General features: G+C 64.9%; 17 protein-coding genes and 1 pseudogene. 10 read left to right on the forward strand and 8 right to left on the reverse strand.

Features of this window, described 5'->3' with window-relative positions:
- Window positions 1–20: 20 nt before the first annotated feature.
- The 3 genes from ACTUWL_RS08190 to ACTUWL_RS08200 all read left to right on the forward strand — a co-directional run bounded on the left by ACTUWL_RS08190 (window position 21) and on the right by ACTUWL_RS08200 (window position 3,011).
- A complete protein-coding gene (locus ACTUWL_RS08190; RefSeq protein WP_021076033.1) occupies window positions 21–1,265 on the forward strand; it encodes a M48 family metallopeptidase in 1,245 nt (414 codons plus the stop codon).
- Window positions 1,266–1,491: 226 nt separating this feature from the next.
- Window positions 1,492–2,235 (forward strand): D-alanine aminotransferase, encoded by a 744-nt coding sequence (locus ACTUWL_RS08195; protein ID WP_021076032.1) that lies wholly within the window; start codon window positions 1,492–1,494, stop codon window positions 2,233–2,235.
- Window positions 2,236–2,342: 107 nt separating this feature from the next.
- A complete protein-coding gene (locus ACTUWL_RS08200; RefSeq protein ID WP_021076031.1) occupies window positions 2,343–3,011 on the forward strand; it encodes a hypothetical protein in 669 nt (222 codons plus the stop codon).
- Between the two features lie 36 nt (window positions 3,012–3,047).
- On the opposite strand, the gene ACTUWL_RS08205 is transcribed toward ACTUWL_RS08200, so the two are convergent.
- Together ACTUWL_RS08205 and ACTUWL_RS08210 are read right to left on the reverse strand one after the other, a co-directional pair.
- Window positions 3,048–3,587, reverse strand: coding sequence for an adenine phosphoribosyltransferase (locus ACTUWL_RS08205; protein ID WP_018273383.1), 540 nt, complete (start codon window positions 3,585–3,587; stop codon window positions 3,048–3,050).
- Between the two features lie 14 nt (window positions 3,588–3,601).
- Window positions 3,602–5,767 carry an anthranilate synthase component I gene (locus ACTUWL_RS08210; protein ID WP_021076030.1) on the reverse strand — a complete coding sequence of 722 codons (2,166 nt, stop codon included), beginning with the start codon at window positions 5,765–5,767 and terminating at the stop codon, window positions 3,602–3,604.
- Between the two features lie 342 nt (window positions 5,768–6,109).
- On the opposite strand from ACTUWL_RS08210, the gene ACTUWL_RS08215 reads away from it, so the two are divergent.
- The gene (locus ACTUWL_RS08215; RefSeq protein ID WP_021076029.1) at window positions 6,110–7,105 is read left to right on the forward strand and encodes a VOC family protein; all 996 of its coding nucleotides are present in this window, start codon (window positions 6,110–6,112) and stop codon (window positions 7,103–7,105) included.
- Window positions 7,106–7,265: 160 nt separating this feature from the next.
- Here ACTUWL_RS08215 and ACTUWL_RS08220 read toward each other — a convergent pair whose 3' ends face one another.
- The 3 genes from ACTUWL_RS08220 to petA all read right to left on the reverse strand — a co-directional run bounded on the left by ACTUWL_RS08220 (window position 7,266) and on the right by petA (window position 10,759).
- Window positions 7,266–7,940 (reverse strand): dienelactone hydrolase family protein, encoded by a 675-nt coding sequence (locus ACTUWL_RS08220; RefSeq protein ID WP_021076028.1) that lies wholly within the window; start codon window positions 7,938–7,940, stop codon window positions 7,266–7,268.
- 143 nt (window positions 7,941–8,083) lie between these two features.
- The gene (locus tag ACTUWL_RS08225; RefSeq protein WP_021076027.1) at window positions 8,084–10,156 is read right to left on the reverse strand and encodes a cytochrome c1; all 2,073 of its coding nucleotides are present in this window, start codon (window positions 10,154–10,156) and stop codon (window positions 8,084–8,086) included.
- 72 nt (window positions 10,157–10,228) lie between these two features.
- Entirely contained in the window at window positions 10,229–10,759 is a 531-nt protein-coding gene (petA, locus tag ACTUWL_RS08230) for a ubiquinol-cytochrome c reductase iron-sulfur subunit (RefSeq protein WP_021076026.1), read from the reverse strand.
- A gap of 278 nt (window positions 10,760–11,037) precedes the next feature.
- Here petA and ACTUWL_RS08235 point away from each other — a divergent pair.
- From ACTUWL_RS08235 to ACTUWL_RS08260, 6 genes and pseudogenes are all read left to right on the forward strand, one after another.
- Window positions 11,038–11,507: pseudogene (locus ACTUWL_RS08235) on the forward strand (tRNA (cytidine(34)-2'-O)-methyltransferase).
- Window positions 11,508–11,517: 10 nt separating this feature from the next.
- Window positions 11,518–12,150, forward strand: a complete 633-nt coding sequence (gene queE / locus ACTUWL_RS08240) for a 7-carboxy-7-deazaguanine synthase (protein WP_021076024.1) — start codon at window positions 11,518–11,520, stop codon at window positions 12,148–12,150.
- Window positions 12,151–12,241: 91 nt separating this feature from the next.
- A complete protein-coding gene (locus ACTUWL_RS08245; protein ID WP_021076023.1) occupies window positions 12,242–12,607 on the forward strand; it encodes a 6-pyruvoyl trahydropterin synthase family protein in 366 nt (121 codons plus the stop codon).
- A 2-nt stretch (window positions 12,608–12,609) separates the two neighbouring features.
- Window positions 12,610–13,506, forward strand: a complete 897-nt coding sequence (gene hemF, locus ACTUWL_RS08250) for an oxygen-dependent coproporphyrinogen oxidase (RefSeq protein ID WP_021076022.1) — start codon at window positions 12,610–12,612, stop codon at window positions 13,504–13,506.
- Window positions 13,497–14,237 (forward strand): HAD family hydrolase, encoded by a 741-nt coding sequence (locus ACTUWL_RS08255; protein ID WP_021076021.1) that lies wholly within the window; start codon window positions 13,497–13,499, stop codon window positions 14,235–14,237. The genes hemF and ACTUWL_RS08255 overlap by 10 nt, the downstream gene beginning before the upstream one ends.
- Window positions 14,238–14,368: 131 nt before the next feature.
- Entirely contained in the window at window positions 14,369–14,620 is a 252-nt protein-coding gene (locus tag ACTUWL_RS08260; protein ID WP_291731572.1) for a DUF2158 domain-containing protein, read from the forward strand.
- A gap of 92 nt (window positions 14,621–14,712) precedes the next feature.
- Here ACTUWL_RS08260 and ACTUWL_RS08265 read toward each other — a convergent pair whose 3' ends face one another.
- The 3 genes from ACTUWL_RS08265 to ACTUWL_RS08275 are packed head-to-tail and all read right to left on the reverse strand — an operon-like array spanning window position 14,713 to window position 16,861.
- Window positions 14,713–15,969 carry a CCA tRNA nucleotidyltransferase gene (locus ACTUWL_RS08265; RefSeq protein ID WP_021076019.1) on the reverse strand — a complete coding sequence of 419 codons (1,257 nt, stop codon included), beginning with the start codon at window positions 15,967–15,969 and terminating at the stop codon, window positions 14,713–14,715.
- Window positions 15,966–16,229, reverse strand: a complete 264-nt coding sequence (locus ACTUWL_RS08270; protein ID WP_021076018.1) for a DUF6111 family protein — start codon at window positions 16,227–16,229, stop codon at window positions 15,966–15,968. The genes ACTUWL_RS08265 and ACTUWL_RS08270 overlap by 4 nt, the downstream gene beginning before the upstream one ends.
- A complete protein-coding gene (locus tag ACTUWL_RS08275; RefSeq protein WP_373010981.1) occupies window positions 16,226–16,861 on the reverse strand; it encodes a CoA pyrophosphatase in 636 nt (211 codons plus the stop codon). Before ACTUWL_RS08275 ends, ACTUWL_RS08270 begins: the two co-directional genes overlap by 4 nt.
- Window positions 16,862–16,886 lie beyond the last annotated feature (25 nt).

The following is a 16,886-nucleotide window of genomic DNA, read 5'->3' on the forward strand; positions in this document are numbered from 1 at the left end:
CGGCGAGAGGCTGCTCCGTCATGGCCGCCTATGGTCTCTACACGCATATCGCATCGAACAAGTTTCGTTCGATGCTGCTGCTCGCCGGCCTGTTCCTGCTGATCTACGTGCTGGTCTATGCCGGCGCGCTGGTCGCGGAAGTGATGATCGATAGCAGCCGCACGGCCGAATATTATTTGACGCGGGCCTCGCGGGATCTGGTCTCGGCCTTCCCGTGGGCGACGATCGCGGCAGCGGCCTGGATCGTAATCGCCTATTTCTTCCACCAGAAGATGATCGACGCCGTCACCGGCGGCGAAAGCGTGACGCGGCAGCAGCAGCCGCGGCTCTACAATCTGCTGGAAAACCTCTGCATCTCGCGCGGCATCCAGATGCCGAAGCTGAAGGTGATGGACAGCCCGGCGCTGAATGCGTTCGCGACCGGCCTCAACCCGCGCCAATACGCCGTCACGGTCACCACGGGTCTTCTGAGAGCGCTGAACGACCAGGAGATCGAGGCCGTGCTCGGCCACGAGCTCACCCACATCAAGAACGGCGACGTGCAACTGATGGTGATCGCGGTGATCATCGCCGGCGTGGTCGGCTTCTTCGGCGAACTGTTCTTCCGCCTGTTCACAAATCTGTCGTGGAGCGGCGGCGGAGGCGGCTGGTCGTCCTCGTCATCCTCGCGATCATCGTCCTCCTCCTCGGATCGCGACAGCAAGGGTTCGGGCGGCGGCGCGATCGTCGTCATCATCATCGCGGTCGCATTGATCATGCTGGCCTGGCTGCTGTCGCAGGTGGTCAAGCTCGCACTGTCGCGGTCGCGCGAATTTCTCGCCGATGCCGGATCGGTCGAGCTGACCAAGAATCCCGATGCGATGATTTCGGCGCTGCGCAAGATCGAGAATCGCGGCGAGCTGCCGGGAGCCACCTCGGCGGTAATGGAACTCTGCGTCGACAATCCGCGCGAGGGCTTCGCCGACCTGTTCGCCACCCACCCGTCGGTGAAATCCCGGGTCGATGCCCTGGTGAAATATGCCGGCGGTCATGACCCCGGCCCGCTGGCGCTGCCGGATGAGACGGACGCGACGGCGCCGCAGGACCAGCCGCCGCTGCCAGGCGATCAACCTCCGCCGGTCACCCATGGCCCGTGGGGCGACACGCCGCCCGCGCAGCCGAACAATCCGCCGCCGCTGCCGGGCACCGGCCCAAGGCAGGGACCGCTGGGGCCGCTGGACCCACTCCAAGGCCCTCTCCAAGGTCCTTGGGGACGGCATCGCTGATCGCGCGAGCTCCTTGATTTGGGCATGAGCTTCCCGGACAACCGCTGCGCAGTTTTCCGGATCATGCCCTAGCCTACTCAGTCCATTAAGGAATTCCCCACCAAACCGCTCGTGGGCGCCTTAAGGAATTGAATTCTCCCTTGTTTCTGCCATGTTCGCGCCCAAAGCAGGTGTGGGGACTTGCCGATCGCCATCGCGGTCGGGAGCGCGCTTTCAAGGGATTTCCATGGCAAAGCCGGTTGTGATCGTGGTGGGCGCTGACAAGGGCGGGGTCGGCAAGACCACCGTCTCGCGGACGCTCCTGGACTATTTCAGTGCCAACAATGTGCAGACCCGGGCGTTCGACACCGAGTCGCCGCGCGGCACGCTGAAGCGCTTCCATCCCGACATCACCGAGATCGTCGACATGACGACGACCGCGGACCAGATGAAGATCTTCGATACGCTGAACTCGGGCCCCGCGGTCACCGTGATCGACGTCCGCGCTGGCCTGTTGTCGCCCGCGCTGGCCTCGCTGCGCGACATCGGCTTCCTCGATGCGGCGCGCTCCGGTCAGATCACCTTCGCCGTGTTCCACATCCTCGGCCCCTCGATCGCCTCGCTGGACGAGATCGCCGAGACCGCCGGCTTCATGGGCGGCGCGAAATATTTCCTGGTGAAGAACTTCATCAACGACACCCAGTTCTTCCAGTGGGACCAGGCGACCTACAATTCCTACTTCCACCGCATCAAGGACGCGACCGACCTCACGATCCCCAAGCTCAACGAAATGGCCTATGAGCAGGTCGAGGTGTCCTCGGTTCCGTTCCTGAAATTCGTCGCCAACAAGGGCATCAACGACGACGCCGCGAATTATTCGTTCGTGCTGCGCGGCTATGTCCGGCACTGGCTCGCCAATGTGTGGAGCGAGTACGACCGGATCAAGCTGACCGACCTGGTCGGCGCCAAGTCAGCCAAGGGCGAAAAATAGCCGCGGCCTGGGCGGCGAAAAATCGTGCCAGGGAGCAGCGAAAAAAGTGGCGCGCGGGGCGACGACGGGGCTGGATTAGACGAAAATTTGGCCTGATATAGCGGGCGATGTCATCCACGCCCGTCTACATCATCTGCTCGCCCCGCCCGCAGGTCGGCAAGACGCTGATCGCACGGCTGCTTGCGGAATTCCTGCTGCTCAAGAACGGCGACGTGCTCTGCTACGACATCAACCTGAAGGAGCCGTCGCTGCTCGACTACCTGCCGCGGATCACGGAAACCGCCGACGTGATCGACACCTACGGCAAGATGCAGCTGATGGACCGCGTCATCGTCAATGACGGCATCGCCAAGGTGGTCGACCTCGGCTACCACGCCTTCGACGAATTCTTCAAAATGTGCGACCAGATCGGGCTGATGAAGGAGGCGCTGCGCCGCCGCGTCGCGCCCGTCATCCTGTACGTCGCCGATACCGACCGCGCTTCGGTGCGCGGCTACCAGATGCTGCAAGGCCTGATCCCGCCGAACGCGCTGATCGTCATCGACAATGAATTCGTGGTGCGCGGCGAGTTGCCGCCGGTCATGACCAGCAGCCGGGTGCTGCGCTTCCGCGCGCTGCCGGTGTTCCTGAAGACCTATATCGACCGGCTGACCTTCTCCTTCACCGGCTATCTGCGCCAGGAGAAGGATTCATCGACCGAGCTGCATCAGTGGATCCGGCGGAATTACACCACGTTCCGCGATCTCGAGTTGAGCATGCTGCTGCAGCGGGGATGATTGTCGTTCCGGCCTTCGCCGGGACGACGTGGAGGGTTAGTGCCCCTCGAACGCCATCAGCGTGCGCACCGGCACGTCCATCGCGCGCAGCTTCGCCGCGCCGCCGAGATCGGGCAGGTCGACGATGAAGCAGGCGGCGACCACATTGGCGCCGATCTGGCGCAGCAGCTTCACCGCGCCCTCCGCGGTGCCGCCGGTCGCGATCAGATCGTCGACCAGGATCACGCGCTCGCCGGGCTGCACCGCGTCGGCGTGCATCTCCATCTCGTCGATGCCGTATTCCAGCGAGTAGGCGATCCGCACCGTGGTGTGCGGCAGCTTGCCCTTCTTGCGGATCGGCACGAAGCCGGCGGAGAGCTGATGCGCCACCGCGCCGCCGAGGATGAAGCCGCGCGCCTCGATGCCCGCGACCTTGTCGACCTTGGCCCCGGCCCAGGGATGCACCAGCTCATCGACCGCGCGGCGGAAGGCGCGGGCATCCGCCAGCAACGTCGTGATGTCGCGAAACAGGATGCCCTTCTTCGGGTAGTCCGGGATGGTGCGAACGGTCGCCTTGATGTCGTGGTCGAAGGTCATTGGTTTCGCAATCCTCAATTGGCCGGCGGATTCAGCCGGAATGCATTCTCGACAATGCGCAGGCCGACCTCGTTGCCGAGCGACATCAGCGATTCCGGATGGAATTGCACGCCGCCGACCGGCAGGGTCTTGTGCTCGATCACCATCGCGACGCCGTCTTCGGTGGTCGCGGTCACCGCCAGCACCTCGGGCACGCTGTCACGCTCGACATAGAGCGAGTGGTAGCGGCCGATCACGATCTCGTTCGGCAGATTATGCATCAGCCGGCCGCCGCGCACCTGCACGCGCGAGGGACGGCCATGCGCGGGCTGGGCGAGCTGGCCGAGCTCACCGCCGAAATATTCGCCGATCGCCTGCACGCCGAGGCAGACGCCGAAGATCGGCAGCTTCTTTTCCAGCGCGGTATCGATGGTCTTCGCGATGCCAAAATCCTCCGGACGGCCCGGCCCGGGCGACAGCACCAGAAGATCCCAGCCCTTCTTCTTGAGCATGTCCTGGGCATGGATGTGCCGGACCACGGTGACGTTGGCGCCGACCTGGCGGAAGTAATCCGCCAGCATGTGGACGAAACTGTCGTCATGATCGATCAAGAGCACGTTCTTGCCGGAGCCGGTGGCATCGGGTGCGAAATCGGACAGCGGCTTCGGCGGATCGCCGCGCAGGGCCTGGAACAGCGCCGCGGCCTTGACCTGGCACTCGCGGTCCTCTGCGGCGGGATCGGAGTCGAACAGGCAGGTGGCGCCGACGCGCACCTCGGCGAGGCCATCCTTCATACGGATGGTGCGGATGGTGAGGCCGGTGTTGATGCTGCCGTCGAAATTGACGCAGCCGATCGCGCCGGCGTACCAGCGCCGCGGCGACCGCTCATGGTCCTCGACGAACTGCATCGCCCACAGCTTCGGTGCACCCGTGACGGTGACCGCCCAGGCATGGGTCAGGAACGCATCGAGCGAATCGAAGCCCGGCCGCAGCATGCCCTCGACGTGGTCGACGGTGTGGAACAGCTTTGAGTAGGTCTCGATCTGGCGCCGCGCCAGCACCTTGATGGTGCCGGGCACGCAGACGCGCGCCTTGTCGTTGCGGTCGACGTCGGTGCACATGTTGAGCTCGAACTCGTCCTTCTCCGAGTTCAGCAGCTTGCGGATCTGCTCGGCATCGCCGATCGAATCCGAGCCACGCGCGATGGTGCCCGAGATCGGGCAGGTCTCGACCCGGCGGCCGTCGGAGCGCACGAACATCTCGGGCGAGGCGGAGACCAGGAATTCGCCGTCGCCGAGATTCATCAGCGCGCCGTAGGGCGACGGATTGATGCGGCAGAGCCGCTGGAACACTTCCGCCGGCGAGCGCTCGCAGGGCTCGGCGAACAGCTGCCCCGGCACCGCCTCAAACAGGTCGCCGCGGGCGAACGCCGCGCGCGCCACTTCGACGGTCGCCTGATATTCGCCCGCGGCGTGATCGGCAAAGCCCTGCCGGTCGGTCTTGGCATAGAGGCTCGGCGCGGTCTCGTGCGACTGGCCGGCGGTGGATTTGCCCTTCCACGCAAACTCGTAATTCAGCGCCACGCCGCGACCGGTGGCGCGGTCATAGGCCAAGAGCCGGTCCGGCACGTACAGCACGATATCGCGCTGGTCGGCCTCGCGGGCGCGCTTCTGCACGAGGTCCTCGATCTGGAACACGAGGTCGTAGGCGAAGGCGCCGAACAGGCCGAGCAGCGGATCGGCATTGGAGGTGAACGCCGCCACCATGTCGCGCACCAGCGACATCACGCTGGCGCGGCGGGTGCGCTGGTCTTCCTCGACCGGCGCTTCGCCGCGGATGATATGGCCTGCAAGCCTTGTCGCGCTGCGCTCCGAGATCACGACGCAGGGCTCGCGCAGCACGTCGCCGAGAAAGGCGATCAGCACCTCGCCGCGCGGGTTCAGCGCCTGCAACGAGAAATCGGTGCCCGAGGTTTCCAGCACCAGCGGCGGATCGGCAAAGCCGAGGTCGAAGCTCTCGTAGCGGCCCGGCACCGTGGTGCCCGAGGACAGCACCACGCCGCGGCGGCGGTCGAGCAGCGCGATCAGATCATCGAGGCGATTGGCGCCGCCGGTGAACTGCTCGACCACGCGGGCGACCGCAAGGCCGCCATTGGTCAGGTATTCGCTCTTGGCCGGCAGGGAGAAGACTGTCCTGTTCATGTGATCCTCTTACGAAACTTGGGAAGAGAGCGCCACACAGGACAAACGAAGGAGACCGTCGCACTGCGATGGCGACCTTCGACGTTTTTGAGAAAATGAAAACGCACCGGCCACCTATGAGAAGGTGGGCCACCAACGACGGGATGGACTGGCAACGGTGCTCATGGCCGCTACACACCACCCGGCGCGGGCCGTGTCAAGGGATGGCCTCACACCCCTGCCCCAATCCTGGACGCCGTTTGGGCGGCATATTCGGGGTTTGAAGAGCCAGGAATCCGCGTAGGATTTGCCGAAATGGCGGCTGATCGGCCGCCCAAAAAAAGACAGATGGCGGAGGCGCGGATGGCGATTTTGGGTCTCGGATATGCCGGCTTCGGCTCGGATGCGCTGGACGACTGGCGGCAATTCGGCACCGGCCTGGTCGGGCTGCAGGCGATCGAGCGCGGCAACGCGCTGCTCGCGTTCCGGATGGACGACCGCAAGCAACGCATCGTGATCGACCGCGCGCAGGGCGAAGGCACGAGGTTCTTCGGCTGGGAGGTGGCGGATGCCACGGATCTCGATGCGCTGGCGGCGCGGCTGGAGCGCGCCGGCGTCGCCGTAACATCAGAGCCGCAGGCGCTCGCCGATAGCCGGCGGGTGCGGGGCCTGATCTCGTTCAGCGACCCCGCCGGCAACCGGCTCGAGGCGTTTCACGGCGCCGAGATCGACGACGCGCCGTTCAGGCCGGGCCGCTCGATCTCCGGCTTCCGCACCGGCGCGCTCGGCCTCGGCCACGCGGTGCTGACGGTCGAGAATCTCGTCCCTGTCATGAGCTTCTATGTCGACGTGCTCGGCTTCGGCCTCAGCGACTACATCGAAAAGCCGTTCCGCGCCTACTTCTTCCACGTCAATGCCCGCCACCACTCGCTGGCGCTGATCGAGACCGGCAGCAACGGCATGCATCATCTGATGGTGGAGCTGTTCTCGCTCGACGATGTCGGCCAAGCCTACGACATCGCGCAGCAGGAGGACCGGGTCAACGTCACGCTCGGCCGACACACCAACGATTTGATGACGTCGTTCTACGCCAGGTCACCGTCAGCCTTCATGGTCGAGTGCGGCTGGGGCGGCCGCGAGATCGATCCTGCGAACTGGACGCCGTTCGAGATGCATGACGGCCCGAGCCTGTGGGGCCACGAACGGGTCTGGCTGTCGCCGGAGGACCGCGCGGTCGCGCGCGAGATGCGGATGCGCGCCGCCGCCGAGGGCAAGCGCGCACCGGTGCAGGTGATGGAAGGCAATTTCAAGCTGATGTCGGGAACGTGCCCGTGGTGGGATGGGGTGAAGGACGCATAGCAAACTCCCCACGTCGTCCCGGCGAAGGCCGGGACCCATAACCACAGGGCGTAGTTGTTTGGCAAAGCCGTCGACCAGTTTGCTTTGGTCCCGACTGCCGCGGCGTATGGGTCCCGGCCTTCGCCGGGACGACAGCGAGATTGCGGATAATCGCGCGCCTTTACCCCAGATGCTTCCTGAAGAACTCCGTCGCCCGGTCCCAGGCCAACTCCGCGCACTGCCGGTCGTGCACCGACAGGCGCTGCTCGTTGCCGAAACCGTGGTCGGCGTCATAGCGGTACAGCTCCAGCGATTTGCCGGCGGCCTTCATCGCCTTCTCGAAGCCATCGACCAGCGCCGGCGTGCACCAGTCGTCCTTGGTGGCAAAATGGCCCTGCAGCGGAATCCGAACATCCGCCGGCTTGGCCGCCTGCTCCGGCGGAATGCCGTAGAACACCACGCCGGCCGTCAATTCCGGGATCTTGGTGGCGCCGATGATGGTCACCGCACCGCCGAGGCAGAAGCCGGTGAGGCCGACCTTGGCGCCGTTCTTGGCGAGGTACTGCGCGGCACCGCGCACCGTTTGGGTGGTGGCGTCCATGAAGTCGAGCGAGTTCATCTCTTTGCCGGCGGCTTCGGTGTCGTGATACGGCACCACCTTGCCCTTGTAGAGATCGGGCGCCAGCGCATCGAAACCTGCCCGCGCGAAGCGGTCGCACATGCCCTTGATCTGGTCCTGGAGGCCCCACCATTCCTGGATCACGACCACTCCGGGCGCGTTGCCGCGTGCGGCATTGGCAAGATAGCCCGACGCTTCCTTGCCGTCCGGACGCTTGAAGGTGATGCTGGTACCCATGAGTTCCTCCGCAGATGTTTGCCGGCTGATTGGCCGGCATCTTGTCCGTACTCGGTGACGGACGCAAATCGATTTGCCGTCATTGCGAACACAAACAAAAAAGCCCCCGAAAAGGGGCTTTTTCAAATTCGCGATCGCCGAGGTCAGTGCGCGTCGGCCCAAACCTTGCGCTTGGTGAAGTACATAAGGATGGCGAAGATCACCAGGAAGAAGAACACCTGCATGCCGATCCGCTTGCGCTCTTCCATGTGCGGCTCGGCGGCCCACATCAGGAAGGTGGTGACGTCATGCGCGTACTGCTTGACCGTCGCCGGCGAGCCGTCGTCGAAGGTCACCTGACCGTCGGACAGCGGCTTCGGCATCTTGATGGCGTGGCCGGGGAAGTACTTGTTGTAGTACGAGCCCTCGGGGATCGTGACGCCAGCCGGGGCCTTGTCCTCGAAGCCCTGCAGGATGGCGTCGACGTAGTCCGGGCCCTGCTCCTGGTACTGGCTGAAGAAGTCGATCACGAATTGCGGGAAGCCGCGCTTGTAGGACCGCGCCTTGGTGATCAGCGAGAGATCGGGCGGTGCCGCGCCGCCATTGGCTGCGCGCGCGGCCTGCTCGTTCGGGAACGGCGACGGGAAGTAGTCCGCCGGACGGCCCGGACGCTCGAACATCTCGCCCTGGTCGTTCGGACCATCCTTGATCTTGTATTCCGACGCGAACGCAGCCGCCTGCGCCACCGAATAGCCGGGGCCGCCGGCATCCGCCAAGTTGCGGAACGCGACATAGGACAGGCCGTGGCAGGCCGAGCAGACTTCCTTGTAGACCTTCAGGCCACGCTGCAGCGAGCCGCGGTCATACTTGCCGAACGGGCCGGAGAACGACCAGCTCTGCGCCGGCGGCGCATTGCCGCCCTCCTCGGCCTTGGCGTTCTGGGTGCCGCCTACGAACAGGCCGCCGGCCACCACCATCGCGAGCATCACCGAGGCTGCGGTCGCGGCCCTGCCCTTGCTCTTCGCCAGCACGTCGTCGGCGATCGAGTTCGGCACCGGGCGCGGCGTCTCGATGCGGGCGAGCAGCGGCAGCACGATCAGGAAGTAGGCGAAGTAGCACACCGTCAGGATGCGGCCGGCGATCACATAGATGCCTTCCGGCGGTTGCGAGCCGAGATAGCCGAGCAGGATGCAGACCACCACGAAGATCCAGAAAAACTGCTTGGCCAGCGGACGATACTTCGACGACCGGGTCCGTGCGCTGTCGAGCCAGGGCAGGAAGCACAGGATGATGATCGCCGAGAACATCGCCACGACGCCGGCGAGCTTGTTCGGGATCGAGCGCAGGATCGCGTAGAACGGCAGGTAGTACCATTCAGGCACGATGTGCGCCGGGGTCACGCCGGGGTTCGCCGGGATGTAGTTGTCGGCGTCGCCGAGATAGTTCGGCATGTAGAAGATGAACCAGGCGAAGAAGATCAGGAAGCACGACACGCCGAACGCGTCCTTGATCGTCGCATAGGGCGTGAACGGAACGGTGTCCTTCTCGGTCTTGGCCTCGACGCCGGCCGGGTTGTTCTGACCCGCGACGTGCAGTGCCCAGACGTGCAGCACGACCACGCCGGCGATCACGAACGGTAGCAGATAGTGCAGCGAGAAGAAGCGGTTCAGCGTCGGGTTACCGACCGAATAACCGCCCCACAGCAGCGTCACGATGCTCTCGCCGAAATACGGCACGGCCGAGAACAGGTTGGTGATGACGGTGGCGCCCCAGAAGCTCATCTGGCCCCACGGCAGCACGTAGCCCATGAAGCCGGTGGCCATCATCAAGAGGTAGATGATGACGCCGAGGATCCACAGCACCTCGCGCGGCTCCTTGTACGACCCGTAATAAAGGCCGCGGAACATGTGGATGTAGACGGCGAAGAAGAACATCGACGCGCCGCAGGCATGCATGTTGCGCAGCAGCCAGCCGTAATTGACGTCGCGGACGATCAGCTCGACCGACTTGAAGGCGAGATCGGCGTGCGGCGTGTAGTGCATCGCCAGGATCACGCCGGTCAGGATCTGCAGACCCAGCATCAGCGAAAGGATGGCGCCGAAGGTCCACCAGTAGTTCAGGTTGCGCGGCGTCGGATAGGCCACGAATGAAGAGTGGATCAGGCCGAAGATCGGAAGGCGCCGTTCGATCCACTTCAAGGCGGGGTTGCTCGGTTGGAAATCAGATGGTCCGCTCATTGATGCGATCCTGAAGAAGAAAAACGACGCGATGGGTCCAAGGGGAAGCCGAAGTCCCGGAGGGTCCGGGACTTAGCCGATCTGGATTTTGGTGTCGGAAAGGAAGGCGTAGGGCGGCACCGCCAGATTGGCGGGCGCCGGCCCCTGGCGGATACGACCGGAGGAGTCGTACTGGGAGCCGTGGCAGGGGCAGAAGAAACCGTCGTAATTGCCCTCATGGGCGATCGGGATACAGCCGAGATGGGTGCAGATGCCGATCACCACCAGCCACTGGTCGTGGCCGGCCTTGACGCGGGCCGAGTCGGGCTGCGGATCGGGCAGGCTCGAGAGCGGCACCTTCTGAGCCTCCTCGATCTGCTTCTTGGTGCGATGGCTGATGTAGATCGGCTTGCCGCGCCAGAACACCTTGATGTCCTGGCCCTCGGCGATCGGCGCCAGGTCGACCTGGATCGGCGCGCCGGCCGCGATCGTCGCGGCGTCCGGGTTCATCTGGGCAACCAGCGGCCAGACGGTGGCGGCTGCGCCGACCGCGGCGGCAGCTCCGGTTGCAACAAAGAGAAAATCACGGCGTGTCGGATGGTCCGCCGAAGACGCTGTCGTCACGATTCCTAGCCCTTTCTTTTCTGCAGCCGGTGGAACCGCCCCGGAGACGCTGGGAAGCGCCTCAAGAAAGGCTGCCGGCGCCCGCGGCCCCCGCGGCGGCAGAAAACTGCCATTCCCCACCCCAAATGGCGGAACAGCAGTCCAGAATCGTTCTATTGGCACCCTTGCCGGACGAGCGCAAGCCCGCTATCGGCTCGCACACGTGCAATGCACGAAATCCGCGCCGAGCGATGTTTTATTGAGACAATTTCATCCGGATTTCACAGGTCGTCCGCACCATGCAGATCGCGCTGTTCCAGCCCGACATTCCCCAGAATACAGGGACGATTCTGCGCCTTTGCGCCTGCCTGGACGTGGCAGCCCATATCATCGAACCGGCGGGATTCGACACCTCGGACCGGAATTTCCGCCGGGCGGGTATGGACTATCTCGACCATGTGCGGTTGAAGCGTCACGACTCATGGTCGAAATTCGAGGAATGGCGGGCCGAGGCAGGATGCCGGCTGGTGCTGTTCACGACCAGGGCGGCGAAATCCTACCTTGATTTCGACTATGCGGCCTCCGATGTCCTGCTGTTCGGGCGCGAGACGGCGGGGGTGACCGACGCGGTGGTGGCCGCCGCGGATGCCCGGCTGGTGATTCCGATCAGGCCGTCCATGCGCTCACTCAATTGGCCGTCACGGCGGCCATGGCCGTCGGCGAGGCGCTCCGGCAGACCCGTTCGCTATCTGCCGGTTCGGCAACTTAAGGGATTTTTGGTGAGCTACGCGGTCAAGGAGATCTTTCTTACCCTGCAGGGCGAAGGCGCCCATGCGGGCCGGGCCTCCGTGTTCTGCCGCTTTGCCGGCTGCAACCTCTGGAGCGGCCGCGAGCAGGACCGCGCCGGCGCCGTCTGCCGGTTCTGCGACACCGATTTCGTCGGCACCGACGGCACGCTCGGCGGCCGCTATGCCGACGCCGCCGAGCTCGCCGGCACCATCGCCGCGCAATGGACCGGGGGCGAGGCAGACCGCTACGTGGTGCTGACCGGCGGCGAGCCGCTGCTACAGGTCGACAGCGCCCTGATCGAGGCCCTGCACGGCCACGGCTTTGCGATCGCGATCGAGACCAACGGCACCATCGCGCCGCCCGACGGGCTCGACTGGATCTGCGTCAGCCCCAAGGCCGCAGCCGAGCTCGTGGTGCGCAGTGGGCACGAACTCAAGCTGGTCTATCCGCAGCCGGAGAACGCGCCGGAGGACTTTGCGGGGCTTTCGTTCGAGCGCTTCTCGCTGCAGCCGATGGACGGACCCGACGTGATCGAGAATACCGAGCGGGCGATCGCCTACTGCCTGAAGCACCCGCAATGGCGCCTCAGCGTGCAGACGCACAAGACGCTCGGGATCAGATGAACCGGAGCGTTTTCAAGCGAAGTGGGAACCGGTTCGCATCAAGAAAACGCAACCAAACTAGAGACAAGACAGAACTGGATTGTTGAGAGAGATGTGGGAATTGACGAAAGCGTTTCGGTTCGAGGCTGCGCATGCGCTGTCCGGAACGACCTTTGGTGCCGCCAGCGAGGAGATCCACGGCCACTCGTTTCGTGCCGAAGTCACCGTACGCGGCACGCCGGACCCGAAAACCGGAATGGTGATCGATCTCGGCCTGCTCGAACGCGCCATGGCCGAGGTGCAGAAGACGCTCGACCACAAGTTCCTCAACAAGATCGAGGCGATCGGCGTACCCACGCTGGAGAACCTCTCGCGCTTCATCTGGGAGCGGTTGCAGCACGCGGGCAAGCTGACCCGCGTCAGCGTCCACCGCGACAGCTGCAACGAAAGCTGCACTTACTTCGGCCCGCAAGGTTAGTCATGCTGCCCACAGACCCCGCCATCATCGAAGACCGCAAGGCGCGTGCGCGCGGCTGGTTCGAGGCGCTGCGCAACGAGATCTGCACGGCGTTCGAGCAGCTCGAGGACGATGCCCCCGCAGCGCTCTATCCCGGCGACGCCGGCCGGTTCGTGCGCACCCCCTGGGATCGCACCGACCATACCGGCAAGCCCGGCGGCGGCGGCGTGATGTCGATCATGAAAGGGCGGCTCTTCGAGAAGGTCGGCGTGCACTGTTCGACCGTGCATGGCGAGTTCGCTCCCGAATTTCGCGCCCAGATTCCCGGCGCCGCCGATGATCCGAGGTTCTGGGCGTCGGGCATTTCGCTGATCGCGCACTTGCGCAATCCGAACGTGCCCGCCGTGCACATGAACACCCGTTTCGTGGTCACCACCAAGGCCTGGTTCGGCGGCGGCGCGGATCTGACGCCGGTGCTCAACCGGCGGCGCACCCAGGAAGATCCCGACACGGTCGCCTTCCATGCCGCGATGAAAGCGGCATGCACCGGACCGAACGGCGTCGCTGACTACGACAAGTATAAGAAATGGTGCGACGACTATTTCTATCTGCCGCACCGCAAGGAAGCCCGCGGCGTCGGCGGCATCTTCTACGACTGGCATGACAGCGGCGACTGGAAGGCCGATCTCGCCTTCACCCAGGATGTCGGGCGCAGCTTCCTGAAGATCTATCCCGAGTTGGTGCGGCGCAATTTCGCGGCCGGCTGGACCGCGGAGGACCGCGACGAGCAGCTGGTTCGTCGGGGGCGCTATGTCGAGTTCAACCTGCTCTACGATCGCGGCACCATCTTCGGCCTGAAGACCGGCGGCAATGTCGATTCGATCCTGTCTTCGCTGCCGCCGGAGGTGAAATGGCCGTAACCAAGCTGCCGCGCGCGATGCTGATCGACATGGACGACACCATCCTGTCGGCCTATGGACGTCCCGAGATCGCCTGGAATGCGATCACCGCTGAATTCGCGGCGGAGCTGGCGCCCCTGCCCCCGGACATGGTCGCAACCGCCTTGTTGGCCTCTGCACGGCAATTCTGGTCGACCGCCGAGCCGATCTGGCGGATCAAGCTCGGCGAGGCGCGCCGGCTGACCGTGAAGGGCGGCTTCGCCCAGCTCGCCGCAGCCGGCCACCGCACGCTGCCGGACGATCTCGCCGACCGCATCGCCGATCGCTTCACCGCCTATCGCGAAGAGGAGATGTTCGTCTTCCCCGGCGCGCATGAGGCGATCGATGCGTTCAAGGCGCTCGGCATCAAGCTCGCGCTGGTCACCAACGGCGCAGCCGACATGCAGCGCGCCAAGGTCGAGCGTTTCGCGCTCGGCCATCGCTTCGATCACATCCAGATCGAGGGCGAGCACGGCTTCGGCAAGCCGGAGGAGCGCGCCTATCTGCACGCGATGGACGCGCTCGGCGTCACCGCGTCTGATACCTGGATGATCGGCGACAATCTGGAGTGGGAAGTCGTGGCGCCGCAGCGGCTCGGCATCTACGCGGTCTGGATGGATGTGCACGGTGTCGGGCTGCCGCCGGGATCGACCATCAAGCCCGACCGCATCGTCCGCTCGCTGACCGAGCTGGTTCCGGCCAGACACAAATAGCCGTTTTCCACGTCAATTCCATCGAAGCCGGCGCCGGCCGTGATTTGACTGTCATCACCGGCCGCTAGCGTGCCGTCCGCGTCATCATGCGCGGAGGGAAGATCATGGAACTGAAACCAGGCGATGTCGTCATGCTGAAATCCGGCGGCCATCCGATCACGGTCGTGGAAGTCGACGAGGACAAGGTCGAGTGTCTTTGGATGGGCACGGACGGCGACCTGTTTCGCGAAACTCTGCCGCTCGTCGCACTCGAATCGACCGAACTCGATCCTGAAGATGACGAGGAAGAAGACGACGAGGACGAAGACAACGACGAGGAAGAAGAGGACGACGAAGACGAGGATGACGACGGCGACCGCAAGAAGAAGCGCAAGGCGGCGTGAGATCTGTCGGCGCGATGCCGCCTCGCCCGTGCGGCATCGTCTCCATGCGACGTTCGTTACCGTGCCGCCGATGAACTCGGCGGTACGAAAATTCAGAGGCGGTGATCGCGGGTGAAACGGGAGACGGTCTGGTCGGCGATGCCGGACAGCACCTGCGGATCGAGCGGAAAGTCCGCCGCAAGCCAGGCATCCTCGGCCAGCGTCAGGACATGCCCGAGCGCCGGCCCCTCGGCAATACCGCGCGCGATGAAATCCGACGCCCTCAACGGAAAGTGAGGCGCGCGCCAGCGTTGCGGCAACGTGGCGAGCGCGCGCCAGTGGTCGACATCGCGGCCCACACCGGTTCGCGCCCAGGCGAGCAGCAGCCGGTCACGATAGGGCCCCTCGTCCAGCCTGTAGAGCCTGCGCTTGGCATGCGCCTCGTCCATGCCGGGCAGGCGCCACCAGCGATGGCCCATCGAATCCAGCGCCTTGGCCTCGGCGTTGGAGAGCCGCAACCGGCTTGCGATGCGTCGCGCGTCCTCGGTCACGGCAACGGTCAGCGCGGCGAGCCGGCGCACGGCGCTCGGCGCGAGCTCCATCAACTTCTCGATCTCGATCATTGCCGCGAACGGGCCGGTATAGGCGACACCACCGAACAGCGGCTGCAGCAATCCGCCATCGCCCATCGCGACCACCGCGCCGGCGGCGCCGTTCGCGACCACGAGCTTGAGCACCTCCATGCGGATGCGCTCGGCCGACAGACCGGTCAAACCGGCGCGCCCGCCGATGCAGGCGAGATAGCCGGCGCGATCGACCTCGCCCACACCATAGGCGGCGTGGAAGCGGAAGAAGCGCAGGATGCGCAAATAATCCTCGGCAATCCGCTGCGCGGGATGGCCGATGAAGCGCACCCGCCGCGCCGCGATATCGGCAAGGCCGCCGACGTGGTCATGCACGACGCCAGCGGTATCGACCGACAGGCCGTTGATGGTGAAGTCGCGCCGCTCGGCGTCGCGCACCCAGTCGCGCCCGAACGCCACCTTGGCCTTGCGGCCGAAGGTCTCGGTGTCCTCGCGCAGCGTCGTCACTTCGAATGGGTGGCCGTCGATAACCAGTGTAACCGTGCCGTGCTCGATGCCGGTCGGCACGCTCTTGATGCCCGCCCGCTTGGCGCGGCGAACGACCTCGTCCGGTAGCGCGGTGGTGGCGATGTCGATGTCGGCAAGCGGAATCCGCATCAGCGCGTTGCGCACCGCGCCGCCGATCACCCGCGCCTCTTCGCCGTCGGCATTGAGCAGGCCGAGCACGCGCGCCGCAGGCCCCGAAGCGAGCCATGGCGCGTCGGACAACAAGCGCACTTCGCTCATCGCTCAACTCCGGGCACCAGCCTGCCATTCTCGATGTGAGCGGGAACATAAGTCGAGTTCGGTGGCGCGCCGGTCAATTCGGCCAGCGCCACGAAACTCACGATTACCATCACCAATGCCACCAGAGTCAGCTTCGCGATCATGTGGAGCGGCCAGGACGCCGGCAGCGTCACGCCGGACCGCGTCGCGATCAGGAAGATGGCATAGACCGCGAACGGGACCAGAAAGATTCCGATCTCGGTCAACACCGTGCGGATCATGACAGATAGATCCGCTCATATAGCACGCGCAGAATGCCCGCGGTCGCGCCCCAGATGTAACGCTCGGCGAACGGCATCGCATAATAGGAGCGGTCCATGCCGCGGAATTCCTTGGTGTGGATCTGATGATTCTCGGGGTTCATCAGGAAAGCGAGCGGCACCTCGAATGCGTCGACGACTTCGGCCTCGTTGATCTCAAGCGTAAATCCCGGCTTCACCTTGGCGACCGTCGGCAGGATGCGGAAGCCGAATGCGGTGCCATAGAGGTCGAGATAGCCGACAGGGTCGATGAATTCCCGCCTCAAGCCGACTTCTTCGCAGGCTTCGCGCAGCGCGGCGTCGAGCGGCGAGGCATCGGTGGCGTCGATCTTGCCGCCGGGAAACGAGATCTGGCCGGCGTGGCTCGACAGATTCGGCGAACGCTGCGTCAGGAGCACGGTCGGCTCGGGATGATCGACCACCGGAATCAGCACCGCGGCCGGCCGCACCGGCTGCTCCTGGGCGACGATCTCGAGCATCCGGTCGGTGCCGGAATCTCCGGTGCGCGGAATGATATGCGGATCGACCAGGCCCGGCGGCACCTCGAAACTGAGCCGCTTGCGGGCCCGCGCGAAGAATTCCGTCGAGCTGATCGTCGCCGGCTTCACCTTCAGCAAC

This window comes from Bradyrhizobium sp. WCU1 (assembly GCF_053474805.1).